20 protein-coding genes are annotated in these 22,468 nt (G+C 36.9%); 17 read left to right on the top strand and 3 right to left on the bottom strand.

From position 1 onward, the window contains the following. Nucleotides 1–63 precede the first annotated feature (63 nt). On the bottom strand, nucleotides 64–1,068 hold the full coding sequence (gene dusB, locus IQ247_RS07765; protein WP_193918716.1) for a tRNA dihydrouridine synthase DusB: 1,005 nt from the start codon (nucleotides 1,066–1,068) through the stop codon (nucleotides 64–66). A gap of 98 nt (nucleotides 1,069–1,166) precedes the next feature. Then, nucleotides 1,167–1,955, bottom strand: coding sequence for an Rpn family recombination-promoting nuclease/putative transposase (locus IQ247_RS07760; RefSeq protein WP_193918714.1), 789 nt, complete (start codon nucleotides 1,953–1,955; stop codon nucleotides 1,167–1,169). Between the two features lie 538 nt (nucleotides 1,956–2,493). On the opposite strand from IQ247_RS07760, the gene IQ247_RS07755 reads away from it, so the two are divergent. The 5 genes from IQ247_RS07755 to IQ247_RS07735 all read left to right on the top strand — a co-directional run bounded on the left by IQ247_RS07755 (nucleotide 2,494) and on the right by IQ247_RS07735 (nucleotide 6,684). Next, nucleotides 2,494–2,772, top strand: coding sequence for a hypothetical protein (locus tag IQ247_RS07755; protein ID WP_265579670.1), 279 nt, complete (start codon nucleotides 2,494–2,496; stop codon nucleotides 2,770–2,772). Nucleotides 2,773–2,820: 48 nt separating this feature from the next. After that, nucleotides 2,821–3,840: an ABC transporter ATP-binding protein gene (locus tag IQ247_RS07750; protein WP_193918710.1), complete on the top strand. Its 1,020-nt coding sequence runs from the start codon at nucleotides 2,821–2,823 to the stop codon at nucleotides 3,838–3,840. 82 nt (nucleotides 3,841–3,922) lie between these two features. Then, entirely contained in the window at nucleotides 3,923–4,822 is a 900-nt protein-coding gene (locus IQ247_RS07745) for an ABC transporter permease (RefSeq protein ID WP_193918708.1), read from the top strand. Nucleotides 4,823–4,862: 40 nt separating this feature from the next. Next, nucleotides 4,863–5,291 (top strand): hypothetical protein, encoded by a 429-nt coding sequence (locus IQ247_RS07740; protein WP_193918705.1) that lies wholly within the window; start codon nucleotides 4,863–4,865, stop codon nucleotides 5,289–5,291. 193 nt (nucleotides 5,292–5,484) lie between these two features. Continuing rightward, nucleotides 5,485–6,684 carry an RNA-guided endonuclease InsQ/TnpB family protein gene (locus tag IQ247_RS07735; RefSeq protein ID WP_193918703.1) on the top strand — a complete coding sequence of 400 codons (1,200 nt, stop codon included), beginning with the start codon at nucleotides 5,485–5,487 and terminating at the stop codon, nucleotides 6,682–6,684. 50 nt (nucleotides 6,685–6,734) lie between these two features. On the opposite strand, the gene IQ247_RS07730 is transcribed toward IQ247_RS07735, so the two are convergent. Next, entirely contained in the window at nucleotides 6,735–7,172 is a 438-nt protein-coding gene (locus IQ247_RS07730; RefSeq protein WP_193918701.1) for a peroxiredoxin, read from the bottom strand. A 282-nt stretch (nucleotides 7,173–7,454) separates the two neighbouring features. Here IQ247_RS07730 and IQ247_RS07725 point away from each other — a divergent pair, with 282 nt between their 5' ends. The 12 genes from IQ247_RS07725 (at nucleotide 7,455) to IQ247_RS07670 (ending at nucleotide 22,447) form a co-directional block, all read left to right on the top strand. Beyond that, a complete protein-coding gene (locus tag IQ247_RS07725; RefSeq protein ID WP_193918699.1) occupies nucleotides 7,455–8,672 on the top strand; it encodes a glycosyltransferase family protein in 1,218 nt (405 codons plus the stop codon). A 268-nt stretch (nucleotides 8,673–8,940) separates the two neighbouring features. Continuing rightward, complete coding sequence (locus IQ247_RS07720; RefSeq protein WP_193918697.1) at nucleotides 8,941–10,233, top strand: glycosyltransferase family protein; 1,293 nt, start codon at nucleotides 8,941–8,943, stop codon at nucleotides 10,231–10,233. Nucleotides 10,234–10,545: 312 nt separating this feature from the next. Next, complete coding sequence (locus tag IQ247_RS07715) at nucleotides 10,546–11,568, top strand: glycosyltransferase family 2 protein (RefSeq protein WP_193918695.1); 1,023 nt, start codon at nucleotides 10,546–10,548, stop codon at nucleotides 11,566–11,568. A 40-nt stretch (nucleotides 11,569–11,608) separates the two neighbouring features. Further along, on the top strand, nucleotides 11,609–13,078 hold the full coding sequence (locus tag IQ247_RS07710) for an NAD(P)/FAD-dependent oxidoreductase (protein WP_193918693.1): 1,470 nt from the start codon (nucleotides 11,609–11,611) through the stop codon (nucleotides 13,076–13,078). Between the two features lie 150 nt (nucleotides 13,079–13,228). After that, complete coding sequence (locus IQ247_RS07705; RefSeq protein ID WP_193918690.1) at nucleotides 13,229–14,275, top strand: glycosyltransferase family 2 protein; 1,047 nt, start codon at nucleotides 13,229–13,231, stop codon at nucleotides 14,273–14,275. 36 nt (nucleotides 14,276–14,311) lie between these two features. Then, nucleotides 14,312–15,505, top strand: a complete 1,194-nt coding sequence (locus IQ247_RS07700) for a glycosyltransferase family 4 protein (protein WP_193918688.1) — start codon at nucleotides 14,312–14,314, stop codon at nucleotides 15,503–15,505. A 154-nt stretch (nucleotides 15,506–15,659) separates the two neighbouring features. Then, entirely contained in the window at nucleotides 15,660–17,156 is a 1,497-nt protein-coding gene (locus IQ247_RS07695) for a lipopolysaccharide biosynthesis protein (protein WP_193918686.1), read from the top strand. 48 nt (nucleotides 17,157–17,204) lie between these two features. Continuing rightward, a complete protein-coding gene (locus IQ247_RS07690) occupies nucleotides 17,205–18,107 on the top strand; it encodes a glycosyltransferase family 2 protein (RefSeq protein WP_193918683.1) in 903 nt (300 codons plus the stop codon). 72 nt (nucleotides 18,108–18,179) lie between these two features. Beyond that, a complete protein-coding gene (locus IQ247_RS07685; RefSeq protein WP_193918682.1) occupies nucleotides 18,180–19,796 on the top strand; it encodes a glycosyltransferase family protein in 1,617 nt (538 codons plus the stop codon). Nucleotides 19,797–20,023: 227 nt separating this feature from the next. Further along, nucleotides 20,024–20,398 carry an Npun_F0494 family protein gene (locus IQ247_RS07680; protein WP_193918681.1) on the top strand — a complete coding sequence of 125 codons (375 nt, stop codon included), beginning with the start codon at nucleotides 20,024–20,026 and terminating at the stop codon, nucleotides 20,396–20,398. Between the two features lie 250 nt (nucleotides 20,399–20,648). Then, on the top strand, nucleotides 20,649–22,127 hold the full coding sequence (gene cobQ, locus IQ247_RS07675) for a cobyric acid synthase CobQ (RefSeq protein ID WP_193918680.1): 1,479 nt from the start codon (nucleotides 20,649–20,651) through the stop codon (nucleotides 22,125–22,127). 86 nt (nucleotides 22,128–22,213) lie between these two features. Then, complete coding sequence (locus tag IQ247_RS07670) at nucleotides 22,214–22,447, top strand: 2Fe-2S iron-sulfur cluster-binding protein (protein ID WP_445974521.1); 234 nt, start codon at nucleotides 22,214–22,216, stop codon at nucleotides 22,445–22,447. Nucleotides 22,448–22,468 lie beyond the last annotated feature (21 nt).

The following is a 22,468-nucleotide window of genomic DNA, read 5'->3' as shown; positions in this document are numbered from 1 at the left end:
GTCTAGAAATTTTGTAGAAACCCGACTTATCACAGAGCCAAAAAATCAAGGTATTCATATTAATTAATTAATTATATTTTCAATTGCTCGATCAATCAATTCTTCTCCCTGTAAAACCGTTTCCACTGTATTAAACTGCTGTCGTAACTCCGCAGCACCGTTAAAACCTTTTGCATACCAAGCCATGTGTTTTCTTGCTTGATAAATCCCTCTATTTCCCTTATATTCCCACAAAGCTTTTAAATGTTCTTTAGCGCATTCCAAAAGCTCGATAGTTGTCGGTGAAGCTAACTTTTTTCCGGTTTTTAAAAAATAATCAATTTCTCCAACCAAAAACGGATAACCCAAAGTACCCCGCGAACACATTACCCCATCAGCACCAGTTATTTCCAAACATTTAATTGCCGATTCTACAGAAAAAATATCTCCATTGGCAATTACAGGAATATCAAGCACTTTCTTGACACGAGCAATCCATTCCCAACGAGCATTCCCATTGTATCCTTGAGCGCGAGTTCGTCCGTGAATGGTAATCATTTGCGCTCCCGCATCTTGGATTCTTTTAGCAAAATCGAGGATAGTAATTTCCCCATCATCCCAACCGATACGAGTTTTTACTGTTACCGGAATATCCACCGCGTTGACAATTTCCCTAACTATTGATTGAGCAATTTCTGGCTGTCTTAAAAGTGAAGAACCGCCGCCTTTACGAGTCACTTTATTTACCGGACAACCCATATTTATATCAATAGTATCCGCACCTTCTTTTACTGCTTTTTGAGCAGCTTGTGCGAGAAAATCTGGACGACAATCAAATAATTGAATACTTATCGGACGTTCGTTGATATCTACTTCCATGACTTTCGGTAACTCTTTAACATGAGCCAATCCCGAAGCGTGAACCATTTCGGTATACATCATCGAATCCGGTGCATAGCGACGCACCAACCGTCGAAATACTAAGTCGGTGACACCTGATAAAGGTGATTGCAAAACTCGGCTGTTGACTTCCACCGAGCCAATTTTTAGAGGAGTTGAAAGTTTTATTTTGAGTTCGGGGGAAAGCATGGGGGACAGGTTAGAGGTTAAAGGTTAAAGGTTAGAGGTTAGAGGTGATAAATCCAAACATGGCTTCAATCTCCTTTCTACTCTTGAAGGTTTTGGGATTAATTTTCTATTTGTTTTCTAACTTGCTCCAAGCTCAAATTTAACTCGTTTGCAATCTGTTCTAAACTTAATCCCAATCGCAATAATACAGGTACAAGCTCTAAACTTTTTTGCTGCATTCCTTGCTCTTTACCTTCTTCGACTGCTTCTTGATAAACTTTTGTTTGTTTCAAATCGCTTAATCCAAACATGGCTTCAATCTCCTTTCTACTCATTAGCGGGAATTTATAAACTAATATTGTCTCTATCAATTCTAATAACTGTTTTTGCTGTCGCTCGGTATTGATTTCTTGCTGGGTTCTTGCTATCAAATCTCTGGCTGTCACAATGGCAGTATTTTCATCTTCGATGATTAACTTTATGGTAGCAATTCCCACTGGTAGAGAGGTTGTTTCTCCTAATTCATTAAGATAAATTCTTCTTACACGTTGGCTTTGAAAGAATTCGCTGTAATGAAATATTTCTGCTGTATCTACGCTGCGACTGGGATAAATTACTATTCCCTGCCAAGGATTTTTAGATTTGTTTTGACGCAGGTATAAAAATATTTCTGAAAATAGCCGTAAATAAATTTCTTCGTCGCTTTGAAATTGGACTTCTACAAAATATATTGGGTTGTTTTCTCCTCGATTGGGAAGAAAAACACCATCAATTCGGAATGCTGTTTGCTTGATTTCGACGGAGGAGAATTCGTAAACATCTGCGAGTTGCTCTGAATTACCAATTAATTCAAAAAAGATGCTGGGGAATTCTTGAAAAAGGCGATAAAATATGCTGTCTGTTTTCACGCGGTACAAATACTTAGAATTTGGCGTTATTAAGGATTCTATCGCGCTATTGTTCGCAATATTTGACTAAATGGTCGATATCACTCGAAATATAGAGAGATTTAGCACAGAATGGTGTATCTGTAAATCTAGTAGGTCACAAAGAACTTAGAAGCTATCGCAGTTCTCATTTGAATTTACCGGATAAAGATGATAACGCTGATGCACTTGCGCTTGCTTGTTACGCTTTTGATTACATATCGCCAACACGGTATTTAACAACTCGGTGACGTGACAACATCACGAATAAGGGAATTGATTTTAAGGCTCGTGCATTTAAACCGCGTACAAAGTCCAATTATTAATAGGTTGCGACAGGATCTAGCGTGGCAATTTTCTGGAAGTCCCTTACCAAGTCACCACGCGGTCGTAATGGTGATGTTCCGTTGCTTTGGGGGTGGTTAAGCGGGGAAAGACAGTAGAGTTTCACAAGTCAAGAAATTCCAACAAGCACTTAAAACGTAGGCTTTCAGAGCGTAAATTTCAAAAAGTTATGGGATTGGCTCCAACACAAGATTCTAGTGGTGATAAGAAAAAGTCAAAAGTCTCTGGAGGTAGCGCGTTGTGTCGTAAAGCTTTTTGGCAGTGGGTTTTTACCAGTGTCGAGCCAAAGCGATCGCGAACCAATGAAATTACCAAAAAACTTGGAGCAATTCTAGATAAAGAAAAGTCTGGTGGTAGACCTATACGCCTTGTGCGCTCACGTATATCGGTACGAGCCTGCAAACTGCTTTTCAACCAATTCGTCAAGGAACTCAACGAATATAATCGATGCTAGAGTGAAGATAGAATTTGTTGAGATTTGTATATTAAAGAGTTAATGTCAATGGCTCCTGCCGTTTTAGTCGAAAATTTAAAGAAGCACTACGGTACAACCCAAGCCGTTAAAAATATTTCCTTTCAGGTAGAGCGAGGGGAAATTTTCGGTTTACTCGGTCCTAATGGTGCTGGAAAAACTACTACTCTGCGTGCTTTGTGTACTTTAACTACTCCAGATGCGGGCAAAATTGAAGTGTCTGGTATCTCGGTAATCGATAATCCCAAAGATGCCAGGAAACGTCTTGGCTATGTGGCTCAAGAGGTTGCTCCAGATAAGGTGCTGACTGGAAGGGAATTATTGCAACTCCAAGCAGCGCTTTATCATATACCCGCAAAAGTAACAAAACAGCGGATTGAAAATGTTTTAGATTTACTCGGTTTACAGGAATACGCCAACAAAAAGACGGGAACCTATTCCGGTGGTTTACTCAAACGGTTGGATTTAGCTGCGGGATTACTCCACGCACCTGATTTATTAGTATTAGACGAACCAACAGCAGGGTTGGATATCGAAAGCCGTTTTGTGGTGTGGGAATTTCTGCGGAAGTTGCGAGAAGCAGGAACAACAGTATTAATTACCAGCCATTATTTAGAAGAAATCGACGCTTTGTCCGATCGAGTGGCAATAATCGATCGCGGTGAGGTAATTGCCACAGGAACACCATCCCAATTAAAAGATAAATTAGGAGGAGATAGAATAACTCTCCGCATTCGCGAGTTTACCTCGGATGAGGAAGCTCAAAAAGCCAAAAATTTACTTACTTCCCTACCTTTTGTCAAAGAAGCAATCATTAACAGCGCTCAAGGTAATTCCTTAAACTTGGTTGTTACCCAGCATCAAGATGCTTTGATTACTATACAGCAAGCTTTAAATAATGCCGGTTTACCCACCTTTGGGATTGCCCAATCTCGTCCGAGTTTAGATGATGTTTACCTCGCAGCAACAGGACGTACCTTGATGGATGCCGAATTTGCTGCGGTAGGAACTCGTGATATGAAAGCTGAAAAGAAACAAAGTATGAAGTAGGTTAGAGGTCAAAGGTTAAAGGTTAGAGGTCAACTGTCAACTGTCAACTGTCAACTGTTTTAATCTAAAATCCAAAATCGTTATGAGTGGCACAGTTTTATCTTCCAAGTCAGCAGATATTAATTTACAAGAAATAGCATCACCACAACTGTACAGTGATGCGAATCAAAGTGTTTTCTCTGAGTTAGTTCAAGAAACTTTGGCTTTAACTCGTCGTCTATTTATTCAGTTACAGCGTCGTCCTTCAACTTTAGTAGCTAGTATTATTCAACCTGTAATGTGGTTGGTGTTATTTGGCGCACTTTTTCAAAATGCACCAAAAGGAATTTTTGGCAATACGACAAATTACGCTGAATTTTTAGCTGCTGGGATAATAGTATTCACAGCTTTTGGTGGAGCGCTGAATGCTGGTTTACCGATTATGTTTGACCGAGAATTTGGCTTTTTAAATCGGTTATTAGTTGCTCCTTTAGCGTCACGTTTTTCTATTGTCTTTGCTTCGGCAATCTTTATTATCAGTCAAACTTTGCTGCAAGCAGCGGTAATTGTGGGGGCTGCGGCATTTTTGGGAGCGGGTATCCCCGATGCAGCGGGTTTAGCTACCATTGCTTTAATCGTGTTTCTACTGGCTTTGGGTGTAACGGCTCTCTCCTTGGGTTTAGCCTTCGCACTACCGGGACACATTGAGTTAATCGCAGTCATCTTCGTGACTAACTTACCTTTATTATTTGCCAGTACGGCTTTAGCTCCTTTGTCATTTATGCCTCAATGGTTACAGGTTATCGCCACAATCAATCCTCTGAGCTATGCAATTGAGCCAATCCGCTATCTTTACCAACATGAAAGTTGGGGATTAAATAGTATAGTGATGCACGCTTTTTGGGGTGATGTAACTTTTGGCGGTGCAATACTAGTATTGTTAGGCTTTGCGGTTGTAGCATTATTGAGCATTCAACCCCGCCTACGTCGTACTCTTGCGTAAAATAGAAGTATTAATTGGAGTCATAAAAGGGGAAAATTTGATGAAAATATCGATTTCACAACTTAATAAACTAGTTGCTGCTACTGTTACCGGATTTGGCATTGCTTGTATAATTTTACCTCAAGCGAGTTTGGCTCAAAGCAGTCAAGAGCTTTCCATACCATCTAGCTATCAAAACAATACATTTGATACAAAACAAGGTGATGGAGATTCCATCTACGGACCTCAAGATGGTAATTTTAATCCAATGAGTTTGATTCACCGAGCAAATTTTGGAACCTTAGACTGGCAAGGTTTTTCTTCTCAAAATCGGCAGCAAATTAATTCTGAAGCAGACTTATTCCGTGCAAAGCAAGAACGTTTGCTGCAACAACGTCAACAGCAATCGACAAACGGACAACAACCGAGTAATTTTGACTTTGCATTCCCAGTTTATACACCAGGGCAAACACCCGCTTCTGGGAATTAAAATTAACTGAATTTAGATATGAATTACAGATGTAGAGACGTGATATATCCCGTCTCTACATTTTTATGACCGAAACTCGGAGGGTGCAAGCCCCCGGATTCATTCGTGGGGATAAACCCGTGGGGAATTTATTCCCCGCACAGTTAAATATATGATATGATGTGTTGTGATACCTACATTATAAGTATCAAACGTGTTGATCTACGAATTTAAAGTTAAACCGAAACCACAACAAATATCAGCCATTTCTGAAGCCCTGCGGACATATCAATTTGTCCGAAATAAAGTGCTTCGTTTTTGGATGGATAATCGTGGTATAGGTAAAACCGAAATGTTTCGATACAACACGTTGTTAAGAAAAGAATTTAAGTTTGTAGAGGACTTGAATTCTCATGCTTGTCAAACTGCTGTAGAAAGAGTCTTAAAAGCAGTCAATCGGTTTTATGCTAATTGCAAAAACCATGTTTTAGGTAAAAAAGGGTATCCTAAATTTAAGAAAAATACTCGTTCCCTTGAATATAAAGTTTCAGGTTGGAAGCTATCAGACGATAGAAAGTACATTACTTTTACCGATAAAAAGAATATAGGTACTTTTAAACTGATCGGTTCAAGAGACTTAAATTTTTATCAATTAAGCCAAATCAAACGAGTCAAAATTGTACGTCGTGCGGATGGTTATTACGTACAATTTTCCGTAGAGCTAGACCGCTTAGATACGGTAAAACCTATAACTCCCAGCCAGAAAGCTGTAGGAATTGATGTCGGGATTAAATATTTCTTGAGTGATAGTCAAGGAAACATCGAAGATAATCCACAGTTTTATCGTCAGGGAGAAAGACAATTAAACCGTCTGAATCGTCACAAATCTAAAAAGTATAAAAAAGGTAAACCACAGTCTCAAAATTATCATAAAGCTAGAATCCGTTATGCCCGTAAACATTTAAAAGTAAGTAGGCAGCGAGAAGAGTTTGTTAAAAAAGTAGCACTCCGTTTAATCCAATCTAACGATTTGGTAGCTTATGAAAATTTGAATGTTAAAGGTATGGTAAGAAATCGAAATCTAGCTAAGTCGATAACTGATGCAGGATGGTCCTTATTTCGTCGCTGGTTGGATTATTTTGGCTATAAATATGGAAAGTTAACAATTGCTGTTGCTCCCCATAATACTAGTCAGAATTGTTCTAATTGCGGTGAAAAAGTGCAAAAGTCTCTATCAACTAGAACCCATATTTGTAATTATTGTGGATACATAGAAGATCGGGATATTAATGCAGCAATTAATATTTTGCAGAAGGGATTAAGTACGGTGGGGCACACCGGATCTTATAAGCTTGGGGAGATAGAACCACTGGTCGGATTGGAGAAATCCTGTTCGGTTAAGTTGTATCCGTGAACCAAGAATCCCCCGCATTCTATGCGTGGGGAGTGTCAATAATGTGGAAATTATAAACCTAAAGATTTTAGTACATCTTCAGCGTGGGTAGTTGTATTTACACTAGAGTCAACATTGATGATTTTACCCTCACCGTCAATCACGTAGGTAACGCGCTTTGCGTAACCACCACCGTCAACATCATAAGCATGGATTAAGTTTTTTTCGGTATCAACTAGTAAGGGAAAATTGAGATTGTATTTTTGGGTAAAAGCTTGGTGAGAAACTTGATCATCTGCACTTACACCTAAAACTACAATATCCTTACTTTGATATTGGGATTGAGCATCGCGGAAGCTACAAGCTTGTTTAGTACATCCAGAAGTATCGTCTTTGGGGTAAAAGTACAAAACTACTGTTTTACCTTTAAAATCTGACAAAGAAACGGTATTACCATTGGTATCTTTGGTGGTGAAATTAGGTGCTTGGGTTCCAACTGATAGAGCCATAATCTTAATTTAATTTATTAGATTGCAATGAGTATTTTATCTTAAATCTCTACTAATCTATAAATTATTGATCGGTATCAACCATTGTTAATCTCAAGGGGATAGGGAATAGGAAATTCTTATTAGAAAACCTACTGAGTCTTTTTGAACAGTCTACGGAGTTTTCTTATGAGTACTAAAATTTACTTAATTTAAACAGATATGTGATTTAAATAACTTACTTGACATTTTTCCAAAAGTAACATTATAAACAATCACTATCTGTATAGATTAAATCGATTAATGCTATCAACAGAAACAGGCACTAGTAAATACGCGAAAATCTTTTTAGTTGCTATTTGTGTACTATATTTTATCGTATTTTTATATTTAAATAAGCTGCAATTTTCTCCAATATGGGATGAACCCAATTTTTGGCAGACAAGTTTAATATTTAGTCGTAGCTTAATTCCTCCTCAAACTTGGTTACAAGATTACCAAGAATTAAATACACCATTGCCATTTATCATCTTTGGATTTTTAGAATTTTTATTCAAAGGTGGAATTTTCGTTGGACGGCTGTTCAATTTTTTTCTGTCTTTTTTAATGACTTGTATTATTGGACTACCTATCAATAAAACAAGAAAAAATTCATTTTTGGCTTTATGTGGCTTAATATCATTTCCTTACTATTTATGGTTAAGCGGACATCTTTATACGGATATTATTGCTAGCTTTTTTGTATTAATAGGATTTGTGTTCTATATCCGTTGTCAACATATTTTTAGTGGAATTAGCTTTGTATTAGCAATTGCATCGCGCCAATATATGCTAGTATTTCCTTTAGCAATTACAGCTTATGAACTTTTCAAATATTTAAAAATAAAGTTTATCAATTATCAACAAGGCGGAAAAACTCAATCTCATCAAAAATATAAGCACCAACTGATTCGTATACTTGCACCACTAACTGCTTCCTTTTCTATTTTTGGTTGGTTTTTGCTTTTCAAAGGAATAGCTCCTCAAGCTGCAATTACAGAACGTTCTACACCAGAAGTTCAATTGAATTGGTGGTCAATTGAGTTAAATAGTAGCCTGTATTTTTTAGCTTGTGTTGGTTTATATTTTGTAATTCCAGAATTAATTTTGTTTCGTCCTAAGTTAAGAATCAAAAAAATATTGACGCGCACTAATATATTTTTAGCTGTCGTTTTATTATTGTTATTTATCATTTTTCCACCTTTAGAAGCCCACGGAATTTTAATTAAAGTCGCAAAAATACTTCCAAACGACTTTTTGAGATTAACTTTATTTTATTTTTTAGCATTAATTACTTGTTGGAGATTTTTCAAACGCCCCAATCTTGCTTTTTGGATTCTATTGGTAAATAGCGGATTAATGATAAAAGCATATCCTTGGGATAAATATTTACTTCCCCTGTTAATTGTTTTCTGGTATTTCAAATCAATCGAAATTTTAGATAAAAACATTATTCATAAAGCAAAAAATATGAGAGTTTGATAATTATCTAATTGCTTGTAACTTGGCTTGATCACTCAGCTACCTATCCTATATTTCAAACCCTATACTCTATTGTTTTCTATGTAATGCCGTTTTTGTATGAATATGCACGCTCACCACCTCCGGTGGGCTTTGCTTGTATAGGGATGCCGAGTGTTAGCGTTCATGCGGAGCGTGCGGCGAGCGCGTGTCCGTAAGGACATGGGGAAATATAGCGCAACCTCATATAGAATTGGTGTAAGTAAAAACTTTACTTAAGTTAATTGCCATGAAAATAAATAATCATTTTAGACCTGAAATCAAAAAAACATACTTGTTTAATATATATTTTTTAATTTCTATAGGTGTTATTTACTTATTATTATTTCTTGCTCTAAATAAACTTCAATATTCCGCAACGACTGACGAACCACATTACTGGGAAACAAGTTTACGATTTAGCTATAGTTTGATTCCCAGTTTAGAATTGCTCAGAAATTACGGTGAACTTAATACTCCATTGCCGTTTATGATGTTTGGAGGATTGGAATATCTGTTTAAAGGTGGAATTTTTGCTGGAAGATTTTTAAATTTTATCATTTCTTTTTTGATGACTTGTCTTATTGGCTTACCAAAAGGCAAAGTGACGAAAAAATCAGTTTTAAGTGTATGCGGTTTATTATTATTTCCTTACTATTTAATTTTAAGTGGTCGTCTTTATACTGATATTATCGCTGTTTTTTTTGTATTCCTAGGATTTTGGTTTTATCTTCGCTCTCAACATATACTTAGTAGCTTTGCATTTATTTTAGCAATTGCATCGCGTCAATTTATGCTAGCTTTTCCTTTGGCGATCGCTATTTTTGAACTAATTAATTATTTAATCATTAAAATGCGAATATATGGCTTAAAAAAAGTTGCTAATTCATACTCAGAAAATAGTGAACAAGAACTGGGAACTATCGAAACAAATGATTTAGCTAAAACTCGAATAAATCCTCTTCGTTGGTTAATGCCATTAATTGCTTCACTATCAATAGTAGGATGGTTATTATTTTTTCGAGGTATAGCCCCTGAAGCAGGTATGGTAGCACGTACAGTACCAAAGGTACAACAAAACTTATGGTCAATAGACCTTAGTGGTAGTTATTTTTCTCTCAGTTGCGTTGGTTTATATTTTGTAATTCCAGAATTAATTTTGTTCCGTCCTAAATTGAGAATACAAAATTTATTGACGCGCAATAATATATTTTTTGCTGCTGTTTTGTTGTTATTATTTATCATTTTTCCACTTTTAGAAGCTCACGGAATTTTAATTAAAGTCGCCACAATATTACTTCCAAACGACTTTTTGAGATTGACTGTATTTTATTTTTTAGCATTAATTACTTGTTTGAGATTTTTTAATCGTCTCAATCTTGCTTTTTGGCTTTTATTAATCAACTGTGGATTAATGATGAAGGCATATCCTTGGGATAAATATGTGCTTCCATTATTAATCGTATTCTGGTATTTAAAATCAATAAATATTCTCGATAAAAAAAGCTTAATCAAATTCCCATCCGCTGCAATTTATGAATAAATTATTTTCTATATTGTACTTGAAATTCCAAGTAACTTATTTTACTACTACCAAAAAATATATGTTTTTTCAAATACTTCTCTATGGGTATATTTATCTTGTTCATCAAAACTTTATATTTGTAAAGTTAAGGCAAATTTTTGTTTAATGTGTTTTAAATAGCCCTTTATTGCTTTCTAATAATTAAAGTAAGTAACAAAGGGCATAAAAGGGTCGTCTAAAAAATCCGCATTTTCCTGTATACTCATTCAAAAAGAAGCTAAATAAATACACAATTGAATTGTTTATGGAGTGATAAGGAATTAACTTACAATGCATACTCCTACTCAGGTAAGTATTTCAGTAATTATCCCAGTACACAATGGAGGGGATAGCTTTCGTCTATGCTTGTCTAGCCTGAAAGAATCAACAATTTATCCAGATGAAATCATAGTTGTCTCCGATGCAGATACAGATGGCTCTTGGTTGGTAGCGGAAGAATTTGGCGCAAAGGTAATCAGGATGGCTGTAAATGCAGGTCCTGCGAAAGCCCGGAATTTAGGTGCGAGTGTAGCCACGGGGGATATACTCTACTTCGTTGATGCTGATGTAGTCATTTCTCAAGATGCAATTAGTCAAGTCAAAAAAGCTTTTGAAAATGAATCCGATTTAGCTGCCTTGATTGGCTCCTATGATGACGAACCGGGAGCAAGTAACTTTTTATCGCAGTATAAAAATTTATTTCACCATTACACTCATCAAATAGCGAGTCAAGAAGCCTTCACATTTTGGGGTGCTTGTGGCGCAATCCGTCGCGAGATATTTCTTTCTTTGAGTGGATTTAATGAGAGCTATCGACGACCTAGTATAGAAGATATCGAACTAGGGTACCGTATTAGACGGGGTGGTTATAAAATTAAGCTTGTGAAAGATTTACAGGTAAAGCATCTGAAACGATGGGGTGTTGTTTCTTTATTAAAAGCAGAAATCTTCTACCGTGCTTTGCCTTGGACAGAATTGATTTTGCGTCAACGTCAATTAGATAATGACTTGAACTTAGGGGTATCTAGTCGTTTAAGCGTAGTTTTGATTTATGCAATTTTAGCTACTTTAGTTGCAGCCTGGTGGTGGTCTGGTTTTTTGGCTGTGACTGCGCTACTGAGTCTAATCATGCTATGGCTAAATTTTGCAGTTTATCGTTTCTTTCATGATAAACGTGGCTTAGGGTTCGCATTGCGCGTCATTCCTTGGCATTGGTTTTATTACATCTACGGTGGTTTAGCCTTTGCTGTTGGTACAACTAACTATTTATGGCATCAGTGGTTCTTATCAAAGTTAGATATCTCCACTGCATGAAATTCATCCCATAGAAACTAATACACCCTTACTTGAAGTTATGAACAATCATCCAGTTGTCGTTATCGGAGCCGGTCCAGCAGGTTTAACTGCTGCTTATCATTTAGTTAAGAACGGGATTAAACCTATTGTCTTGGAGCAATCAGACACAGTAGGTGGAATCTCTCGGACTGAGAAGTATAAAGGATATCATTTTGACATCGGTGGTCATCGCTTTTTTACCAAAGTTCAAGAAGTACAAGACCTGTGGTATGAAGTTCTTGAAGATGATTTTATCAAGACTCCGCGTATGTCGCGCATCTATTATCAAGGCAAATTTTTTCAATATCCTTTAAGTGCTTTTGATACTCTGCAAAAATTGGGAATTTCCGAAAGTTTCTTGATTATTTGGTCTTACTTGGAAGCCAAACGCAGACCCCTGCCGGTAGAAGATAATTTAGAACAATGGGTAACAAATCGTTTTGGTCAACGTCTTTATAAAACTTTTTTTAAAACTTATACTGAGAAGGTTTGGGGTATTCCCTGTACTCAGATTCAAGCAGAATGGGCAGCGCAGCGCATCAAAGGTTTGTCTGTAAAAACCGCAGTTCTCAATGCATTGTTTGGTAAAAATGACACTAAAACTCTAATTAAAGAATTTGATTACCCTAGATTAGGACCGGGGATGATGTGGGAGCGCTTTGCCGAAAAGATACAAGAAGCTGGCGGTGAAGTGCATTTAAATACAAAAGTACTGGGAATGGAGCGTCAAGGAAAGCGCATCACTAAAGTGATTGCTCAACGGGATGATAATCTGATTCAAATTGAGGGAGAGAATTTTATTTCTAGTATGCCTCTGAATCTGTTAGTTCAGAAAATGAATCCAAGTCTACCAGATGAAGTGGTACAAGCTGCAAACGGTTTGAAATACCGGGATTTTCTGATTGTGTCCTTGATTATAGATGCACCAGATTTATTTCCCGACAATTGGATTTATATTCACGCTTCAGAAGTGAAAGTAGGACGGATTCAGAACTTCAAAAATTGGAGTGCTGCAATGGTTCCCGATGCTAGTAAAACTTGTTTGGGTATGGAATATTTTTGTAACATTGGCGACCCTCTGTGGTCAAAGACAGATGCAGAATTAATCGAGTTAGCGAAGCAGGAATTGGAAGTATTAGGATTAGCTAAAGGTGCGGTTGTAGAAGACGGAGTTGTGATTCGTCAACCGAAAGCTTATCCAGTTTACGATGGCGATTATCGCCAGCATTTAGAAGTAATTCAAAATTATTTGCAAGGTTTTGAAAATCTCCAAACAACTGGTCGAAATGGAATGCATCGTTATAATAATCAAGACCATTCCATGCTGACAGCTTTGTTAGCAGCGAAAAATCTCTTGGGAGAAAAACACGATTTGTGGGAGGTTAATACCGAGCGTTCTTATCATGAAGACTTTACTAAAGAAGAGTGGAAGCAAGTGACTTCATCGGAAGATGATAATAATTTAACTGTTGTAGCATCAAATAAATAAGTAATAGGGAAGTAAATTATAAGTGGCTTGATGTAAATGATAAACGACAGAAGTCGGGTTTTTATAACCATTTTGTTGTATTACAGATACTTATGCTAAAAACCCGACTTGTGATCTCACTAAATTTTAATATTGAAATGCAGCTAGCTTATGAACGAACCTCAAGTAACAATTGTTGTATCACCTCGCGAACGTTTTAGCTATACTCGTGAGTCCTTAGAGAGTATTTACGAAAATACTCAGATTCCTTTTAAATTAGTGTATGTAGACGGTAATTCTCCGAAGAAAGTACGGGAATATTTGCAAAATCAAGCCCAGGAAAAAGGTTTTAAATTAATTCGCACCGACTATTACCTGACTCCCAATAACGCGAGAAATATCGGTTTAGCTGAAGTCGATACCAAATATGTTCTGTTTGCAGATAACGATATTATTCCTGCTGCTGGATGGTTAAAAGCTTTGATAGATTGTGCGGAAGATACTGAAGCGACAGTGGTTGGACCATTAATGTTTCAATATTTGCCGTTACACCAAGAAATTCACTTTGCTGGTGGAGAATCGCATATTGTTGTTGACAAAAAAGGTCGGCGGCGTTTGCGTGAGAAAATGTACAAGCAAGGCAAACAAATTACAGATCCGCGAGTACAATTACAGCGTACAGCAACCGAATTGTGCGAGTTTCACTGTATGTTGGTTCGCACTGATATATTTAAACATTTGGGTGTGTTTGATCGACAAATGCTGAATACAAAAGAACATCTCGACTTTTGTATGAATGTGATCAAAGCTGGAGGTACTGTTTATTTTGAACCAGCAAGTCTTGTCACCTATGTTCCCACATCACCTTTAAAATTCAGTGATATGCATTATTATATGTTGCGCTGGAGTGATGCATGGGAATTGGAAAGCTTATCACGATTACGTCAAAAATGGAATCTAGCTGAAGACGGATATTTTCAGCATAAATATAAAGCATTGGGTTGGAGACGTAGAAGTACAATCCTGATGCCGATAGTTCGCTTTCTAACTTTGGGTATTGAAAATCAATTTCTGGAAAAAGTGCTGATGTATGGCTTATTTGCACCTGTAGAAAAGTTACTCAATCGCTATCTTACAAGTGTTTATGCCAAAAAATATCTTCAACCTCAAACAACTCCGGCTATAGCTTCCCAACAAACATTATCGCCCGAAGCATGAAATATAAATAATTTATGCTTCTAAATTTTGGGTTCAATGAAAATTCTTCTGCTAAATGATGTTGGTACAGCTACTGGTGGTGCGGAAACTCAGATGCTTTCCCTACGGGATAACTTACGTTCCTTGTCCCATGATGTGCGTTTGTTTTCTAGCAAAGCGAAACCAGTAGCTGATAGTCCTTTGCTTTGTGAATACAGTTGCTTTGGTACAAATTCGCTGTTTCAAGTGATTTCTCAGACTGCGAATGTTTCCGCTTATCTGAATTTACGCCGCGTTTTAAATGAATTTCAACCGGATGTAGTCCACGTGCGAATGTTTATGTGGCAACTTTCACCGTTGATTTTACCATTGCTTGAAAAAATACCATGTCTATATCAAACAGCAGTGTACAAGGCAATCTGCCCTTTGGGAACTAAATTACTACCCGATGGCAGTCCTTGTAAATACAAAGCGGGAAAAGCTTGCTTAAATCATGGTTGTCTTACACCCCAATCATGGACGGTATTTATGGTACAACGACAGCTTTGGTTGCGTTGGCGACACGTTTTCAATACAGTGGTGGCATTGAGTCATGCAATGAAAGTCAATTTAGAAGCAGATGGAATTGCACCAGTTAAAGTAGTTCACAACGGTGTACCGCAAAGAAAGCAGCGTCCACCCCTGCGAGAGCCAGCAACAGTTGTTTTTGCAGGACGGTTGGTTTCAGAAAAAGGAGTTGACGTTTTATTAAAAGCATTTGCACGGGTAAAGGTACAAGTACCATTAGCTCAATTAATTATTGCAGGTCAAGGAGTAGAAGCGGCAAATTTAACAGCTTTAGCTGAAGAACTGGGAATAAATGAAAGCGTTAAATGGCTCGGACACATACCCCGTGAAGAATTGGAGCAACAGTTTGATGCAGCTTGGGTGCAAGTAGTACCTTCATTGTGGGCGGAACCCTTTGGCAATGTGACTACAGAGGCAATGATGCGGGGTACGGCGGTAATTGCTAGTAGTACCGGCGCACAACCAGAAATTGTCAACCACGATCAAACAGGTTTTTTAGTTCCACCAGGAGATGTTGCAGCCCTAGGGAATGCTTTGATCAAGTTACTGAGTAATCGTGAATTAGCAGAAGAAATGGGACAAGCTGGACGCAAGCGAGCAATTGAAGAGTTTAGCGAACAACGACGCACCCAAGGTTTTTTAGATATTTATCAAGAAATTATAAGTAGTGGGAGTAGGGAGTAGGGAACTGGGAATAGAAAATCCTGGTATCTTAATTCTTTCCGTTGGGTGAGAAGTCGGGTTTTTACAACTGTTGTGTTGGGTTAAGGATATTGATCTGAAAAACTCAAATTCTGTTGATAAAGTATAAAATATCCGCAACGGAGGGATTTTAAATATGAAATTCAATCGTCAATTAAACATCGATACCCTCCGTTCCGACTTGAAGCGTCGGTCACTTTTATCTGGTTTAATTAACTTTGCTGCTCAACCAGTAAAACTAGCTGTGGGAATTGCTTCAACAGCGATACTGGCTCGAATTTTAACACCAACAGACTTCGGTCTAGTTGCCATGGTAATGCCTTTGCTGTCTTTTGCTGACAGTTTGAGTAATTTTGGTTTAGAAACTGCTACCGTACAACGGGAAGAACTCGATAATCAGCAACTTAGTGCTAGCTTTTGGCTGTCGTTGAAAGTCAACACCGTAATTGTTGGCTTGATGCTCATCATGGCTCCGATTCTTGCTCGCTTTTATGGAGAACAGGAGTTAATCGGAATTACCCTTCTCATGACCTTTGGTTTTCTCGCAGTTTGTTTGACATTCGTGCATAAGTCACTGTTAAAGCGACAGATGCATTTTGGTATACTGACAACAATTGAAGTTGTTTCCTTGGTTGTGTCTGCTGCGATCGCAATTGGTGCGGCTATTGTCGGTTGGGGTTATTGGGCTTTGGTCTTGCAGTTGGTTGTGATGCAATTGATCCAAAGCATCGCTTATTTAATCATTTGTCCTTGGCGACCGGAAAAATACATTACAAATAAAAAAACAAACGCTGATTTCCAGGCAATGTTTTCTTACGGAGCGCATCTAACTGGATTTCGCTTTCTCATGCGTATCGGTATGCAATTAGACCGGATACTAATTGGTTACTTGAGTGGAGCTGCAGCCTTGGGACTTTATCAAGTTGCTTATAAATGGGCTTATTTTTCTTTTGAACAGGTTTATTTTCCACTTTTTGACGTTGCAGTTTCTAGTTTTAGCCGCACGCTCCACGACACAAATTTATACCGTAGCTACTGCCGCAAAGGTTTAATGTTACTATTTGCTTTGTGTATGCCAGCTTTAGCATTTTCCTTTGTTGAAGCTCAAAATATAATTCTATTACTGTTAGGAAATCAATGGCTAGGGGCTGTTCCTTTATTTAGAATGCTGAGTGTGGCGGTATTCGTCGGTAGTATGTACCGAGTGACAAAATGGCTTTATGTATCCGCAGGCCAGACACAGCAGCAATTTCGCTGGGGATTGATTCATACACCCATTGCGATCGCGGGTGTGGTAATCGGTTCGCAATGGGGGGCTTTTGGTGTTGCAACTGGTTACACTATCGGGATTTGTTTATTGACTTATCCATCAGTAGCTTTTTGTTTAAAAACATCACCTCTGACTGGGAAAGATTTTTTATCAGCAATCGCTTGTCCAGCGTTTTCTTCAATTAGTGCAGCAGTTGTCCTTTATCTGTGCAAACAAGTATTGCCTAATTTTGACAACTTAATTATGACTTTATCAGTTAGTTTTATGATTTTTTGCCTTAACTATATATTATTGTGGTTCGTGCTTCCTGAAGGTAGAAAATCAATCATGGAAGTCTTGCAAAACTTAAAACAATTGCGTTAAAAATCTCATTAATTTGCAAATATCAAAAATATCAAAAACATCAACAAGATGAACAACATTAATCAATCAAACCCATTTATTTCAATCGTTATCCCAACTTATAACCGTCCCGAACGACTTACTCAGTGTCTGGAATCTTTGACTAAGTTGGAATATCCCCGCGATCGCTTTGAAGTTGTGGTGGTTGATGATGGTAGTAAAATGTCGCTAGAACCAGTAGTAGAGCGTTTCCACAATCAATTAAAAATCACGCTGTTCAAACAAAAAAATGCTGGTCCGGCTAGCGCTCGTAATACTGGTGCTAAACTTGCAAAAGGAGATTTCCTCGCTTTTACCGACGATGACTGTAAACCCCTTCCGGATTGGTTAAACAAATTAGCAGCACGTTTTATTACAGACCCAGATAGTATGATCGGTGGTAAAACGTTAAATGCTCTTCCCGATAATCTTTATTCAACCACTAGTCAAGTACTAATTGATTATTTATATAATTATTACAATTTAGGTGCCAAACGTTCAAACTTTTTCGCGTCTAATAATTTTGCCTTACCATCGAAGCGCTTTCAAGCTCTTGGCGGTTTTGATACAACTTTTCCCCTAGCAGCAGGAGAAGACCGGGAATTTTGCGATCGCTGGCTGCAATTTGGGAATAAAATGGTTTATGCGCCGGAAGTCCAAGTGTACCACGCTCATAATTTGACATTATCAAGTTACTGGCGACAGCATTTTCATTATGGACGCGGTGCTTTTTGTTTTCATCAAATCCGAGCTAAACGCGCTGATACACAAATTAAAGTTGAACCAATTTCATTTTATTGGAATTTATTAACCTATCCTTTATCGCAACCAACACCTCAGCCAAAATTGTTACTCTCTGCATTATTATTTATCTCTCAAGTTGCTGGTGTCGCAGGCTTTTTCTGGGAAAAAAATTATCAGACTAATAATTAACTGGATTTGAGATTTTGCAGTATTTTTAATCAAAATTTTCACTCAAATTAAATAAATCAGGGAAAATCACCAATGATAAGGACTCGTAAAAGCCTCAATAAAAATCGTGGCTTTTTTTCCAAATATATTACTTATTCTAATTGTCTAATATTAGTATTTTTTATTTTGAGTTTTATCGGCATTATCAATCATGAAATGTGGCGCGATGAAACTCAAGCATGGTTAATTGCCAGAGATGCTTCAAACTTAACTGATTTATATGAAAATTTAAAATATGAAGGGCATCCAGGATTATGGCATTTATGTTTATTTTTGATTACTAAAATTACTCGCAATCCTTTTGCAATGCAGTTTTTTCATATCCTGATTTCTACTGCTATTGTCTACATATTCGTTAAAAAATCGCCTTTTAATCTAGTACAAAAAACCTTTTTTACATTTAGCTATTTTTCTTTATTTGAATATAATCTAATTAGTAGAAATTATAATTTAGGAATATTATTAGTTTTTATTTTTTGTTATTTATTTACTCGTATAAATATAAATTATATCACTACATTTTTAACTTTAGCACTTCTAGCAAATACCAATGTATACGGCTTAATTATTTGTTTATGCTTAAGTGCTACTCTAATTCTCGATAGGATTAGAGAATATAGAATCAATCAAAATAACATAACTCGCCAACAGATAAAAAATCTACTTATAGGTTTATTAATTTTATGTTTAGGTATAGGATTATCAATTTTACAAATACTTCCAGCAGCTATACAAGATACAACTAACGATATACAACAAAATCTAGGAGAAACTGCAACAGTATCTAAATTTGAATTAATATTAAATTTGTTCAAACGTTTGGGATATACTTTAAGGTCAATTTGGTATAGTTACGTGCCAATACCTAACTTTTTAGAATACCACTTTTGGAGTACAAATATTACATTTATTTCACCTTATCTGACATTAGTCGCTTTATTTTTATCTTTATTTTTACTATTATTCTCAGTCTTAATATTTATCGATAAACCGATAGTTCTATTTCTATATTTATCTGGAAATTTTACAATATTCTTGTTTACCTGGTTCAAATGGCAGGGAACATTAAGACATCATGGTCATTTATTTTTTCTCTTTTTAGCTTGTATATGGATTAGTAGATGTTTTCATCCATCAGATAAAATTCCTAAACGTTGGCAAAAGATTACGAATTTGACTAATTTTTGTCAAAAATATCAGAACAAAGCTATCACAATTATTTTAACAGTTCAGATGTTTTCAGGTTTTTATGCTTATACCATGGATTTAACTTATCCATTTTCTAGAAGTAAGGTTGCAGCAGAATTTATTCAAAAACAAGGATTAAGCGAAGAATTTATTCTCGGTAGTAAAGATACTACAGTATCGCCAATTTCTGCTTATATAGATAAACAAATATTTTACATAGAATATAATAAGTTAGGTAGTTTCTTTAATAATAAACAAAGAATATATTTAGAAAATCAATCAAAATTAATTAATCAAGTAGATTCTGCAATAAAAGATAATTTGAAAAAAAATGTTTTAATCTTGAGTGAGCCACTTGAGGTAACAAACACTCAGTTAAAAATTACCAAAATTAAGGAATTTAGAAACAGTATTATTGCTGAAGAAAGATACTACATATATCTTGTCGAAAAAAATAATTAGCTACTTGATTAATTTGTTTAAAATTTAGCGATCGCGACAATTTATATTTTTCAATTTATAACCAAAGTGTCGCTGTATTGATTCCCAAATATAGCTCTGTATCTTAGAGAAAATCCATCTTTAAGTGAGCGTAAATCAGATAAATCGAGTAAATTATCAATTTATGTTTAAATTAAATCAATATTACGATTAATATAGTATGTAAAAACAATATCAATATATCTAAAATGCCTGCTGTGGATTCGCAAACCCAAAAAAGAGCTTCCCTAGCCCTCAGATGTTCTCCTTTTAATTTAAGCTTATTTCAGCAGATGCTCGCAGGACGAATAGCAATGGGTGAAATTGCTGGGAGTAATGGCGTAAAAAACAACTACACAAAACGTCCCTTGTCGGAATTAGCGGCAGATAATGCTTTGGTATGGTTAATTGAAGTAGGTTTATTGCGTCGCGAAGTTGACGGACAAGGAATTACAGATAGTTTTCGTCTGACTCCTTTAGGTCGTCAAATGGTAGAAAGCGCATCAGTTCAGGGCTGGACAGTTCCCACATTTGGCGATCGCCTAAAAAATGCATCAACACGTATATTAAGATTACCTTTTTAAATTAATTTTTTAAATTAATTGGGTAATTAGATCAAGAAAAGTTAGGAGTAAGGTTAAGAGGGGAACAATAAATAGGTGAGTCCCTACTCCATTTATGAAGTGTTTATAAATCGGAATAGAAACCCGGTTTAACTGATTAGAGATTTGATGTTGAGATTAGGTGTAATCGATTACCCGGTCATCAATCTCAGATTTCTTGGCTTCATCCTTTTATTCAATAAGTCCGATAAACAAAAGATAATAGTTAATTATGAAAGCAATTATGGTGGTGGGAACAACATCCCACGCAGGGAAATCACTTTTATGCGCCGCAATTTGTCGTATTTTATCGCGACGCGGCTGGCGAGTGGCTCCCTTTAAAGGTCAAAATATGGCGAATAATGCTTATGTTACAGCCAATGGCGGAGAAATTGGTTATGCACAAGCGGTACAAGCTTGGGCTGCGGGGGTAGTTCCTTTGGTAGAAATGAACCCAATTTTACTAAAACCCCAAGGAGATATGACTTCTCAGGTTATTATCAAAGGTAAAGCTGTAGGGAAAGTCAGCGCTACAGACTATTACGAGCAGTATTTTGACATCGGATGGAAAGCAATTGAAGAATCCTTAACTAACTTGGCAACAGAATTCGATTTATTAGTTTGTGAAGGTGCTGGTAGCCCTGCGGAAATCAACCTCAAACACCGCGATTTAACGAATATGCGGGTTGCGAAGCATTTAAATGCAATGACTTTATTAGTAGTTGATATCGAGCGTGGTGGAGCTTTTGCTCACGTTGTTGGCACTTTGGAGTTATTGGAGCCAGAAGAACGCGCTTTAATTAAAGGTATTGTGATCAATAAGTTCCGGGGACAGCGTTCGATTTTGGAACCGGGAATTAAATGGTTGGAAGAAAGGACTGGTATTCCAGTTGTGGGAGTTATCCCTTACTTGGAACAGGTATTTCCTGCTGAAGATTCCCTTGATTTACTCGAAAGAAAACCCCGCCAATTTAATGGGGAACTAAATATTACTGTTATTAAGCTACCAAGAATCGCCAACTTTACAGATTTTGACCCCCTAGAATCAGAACCTAGCGTTGGGATAAAATACTTGAGTCCAAAGCATGAGTTAGGACATCCCGATGCGGTAATTCTTCCAGGTACGAAAACTACAATACCTGATTTATTGCTACTGCAAAGAACTGGAATGGCTGAGCAAATTCAAAATTATGCAGCAGCAGGTGGTACGGTATTAGGAATTTGCGGTGGTTTCCAAATTTTAGGTCAAATGATCGCCGATCCCGAAGGTATAGAAGGACAAGCTGGTAGATTTGGAGGTTTGGGATTATTACCGATTAAAAGCGTAATTACCGGACAAAAAATTGCCCGTCAGCGTCAAGTTACCTCTAATTTTCCTCAAGCTGGTTTACCCGTTCATGGTTTTGAAATTCATCAAGGACGTTCTCGTATCGAAACACAAAGTCCGAATCCTCAAGGTTTCGAGGCTTTATTTGACGATGTTAATTTAGGCTTAGTTGATAAATGTCAATCCGTTTGGGGTACTTATCTTCACGGTATGTTTGATAACGGTCCTTGGAGACGCGCTTGGTTAAATCGCTTACGTCAGCAACGGGGTTTAAAATCTTTACCTACTGGTGTTCCCAACTACCGCGAACAAAGAGAAAAACTTTTAGATTCTCTGGCTGTAAATGTAGAACGCTATTTAGACTTAAGTGTTTTATTATCGTAGTTAAGAGTTAGTACCACCGGAGTTAGGAGTTAATAAAACAACTGTCAACTGTCAACTGTCAACTATCAATTAATTAAAACATGAGCATTCAAGTCCACTTTTTGCCAGACGATGTTAAAATTGATGCCGAAATTGGAGAATCTTTACTCGATGTAGCTGATAGAGCGGGGGTATTTATTCCTACTGGTTGTTTAATGGGGTCTTGTCACGCTTGCACAGTAGAGGTAAAAGATGGAGATATCATCCGTGCTTGCATCAGTTCCGTACCAGCAGGACGAGAAAAATTGACCATTAATGTATTCAGCGACCCCACCTGGTAATCGCCTTTTAGTAACTAAAAA

Source organism: Plectonema cf. radiosum LEGE 06105 (assembly GCF_015207665.1).
Taxonomy (GTDB): Bacteria; Cyanobacteriota; Cyanobacteriia; order Cyanobacteriales; family Nostocaceae; genus Rivularia; species Rivularia radiosa_A.
This window is presented reverse-complemented; position numbering and strand designations above follow the sequence as displayed.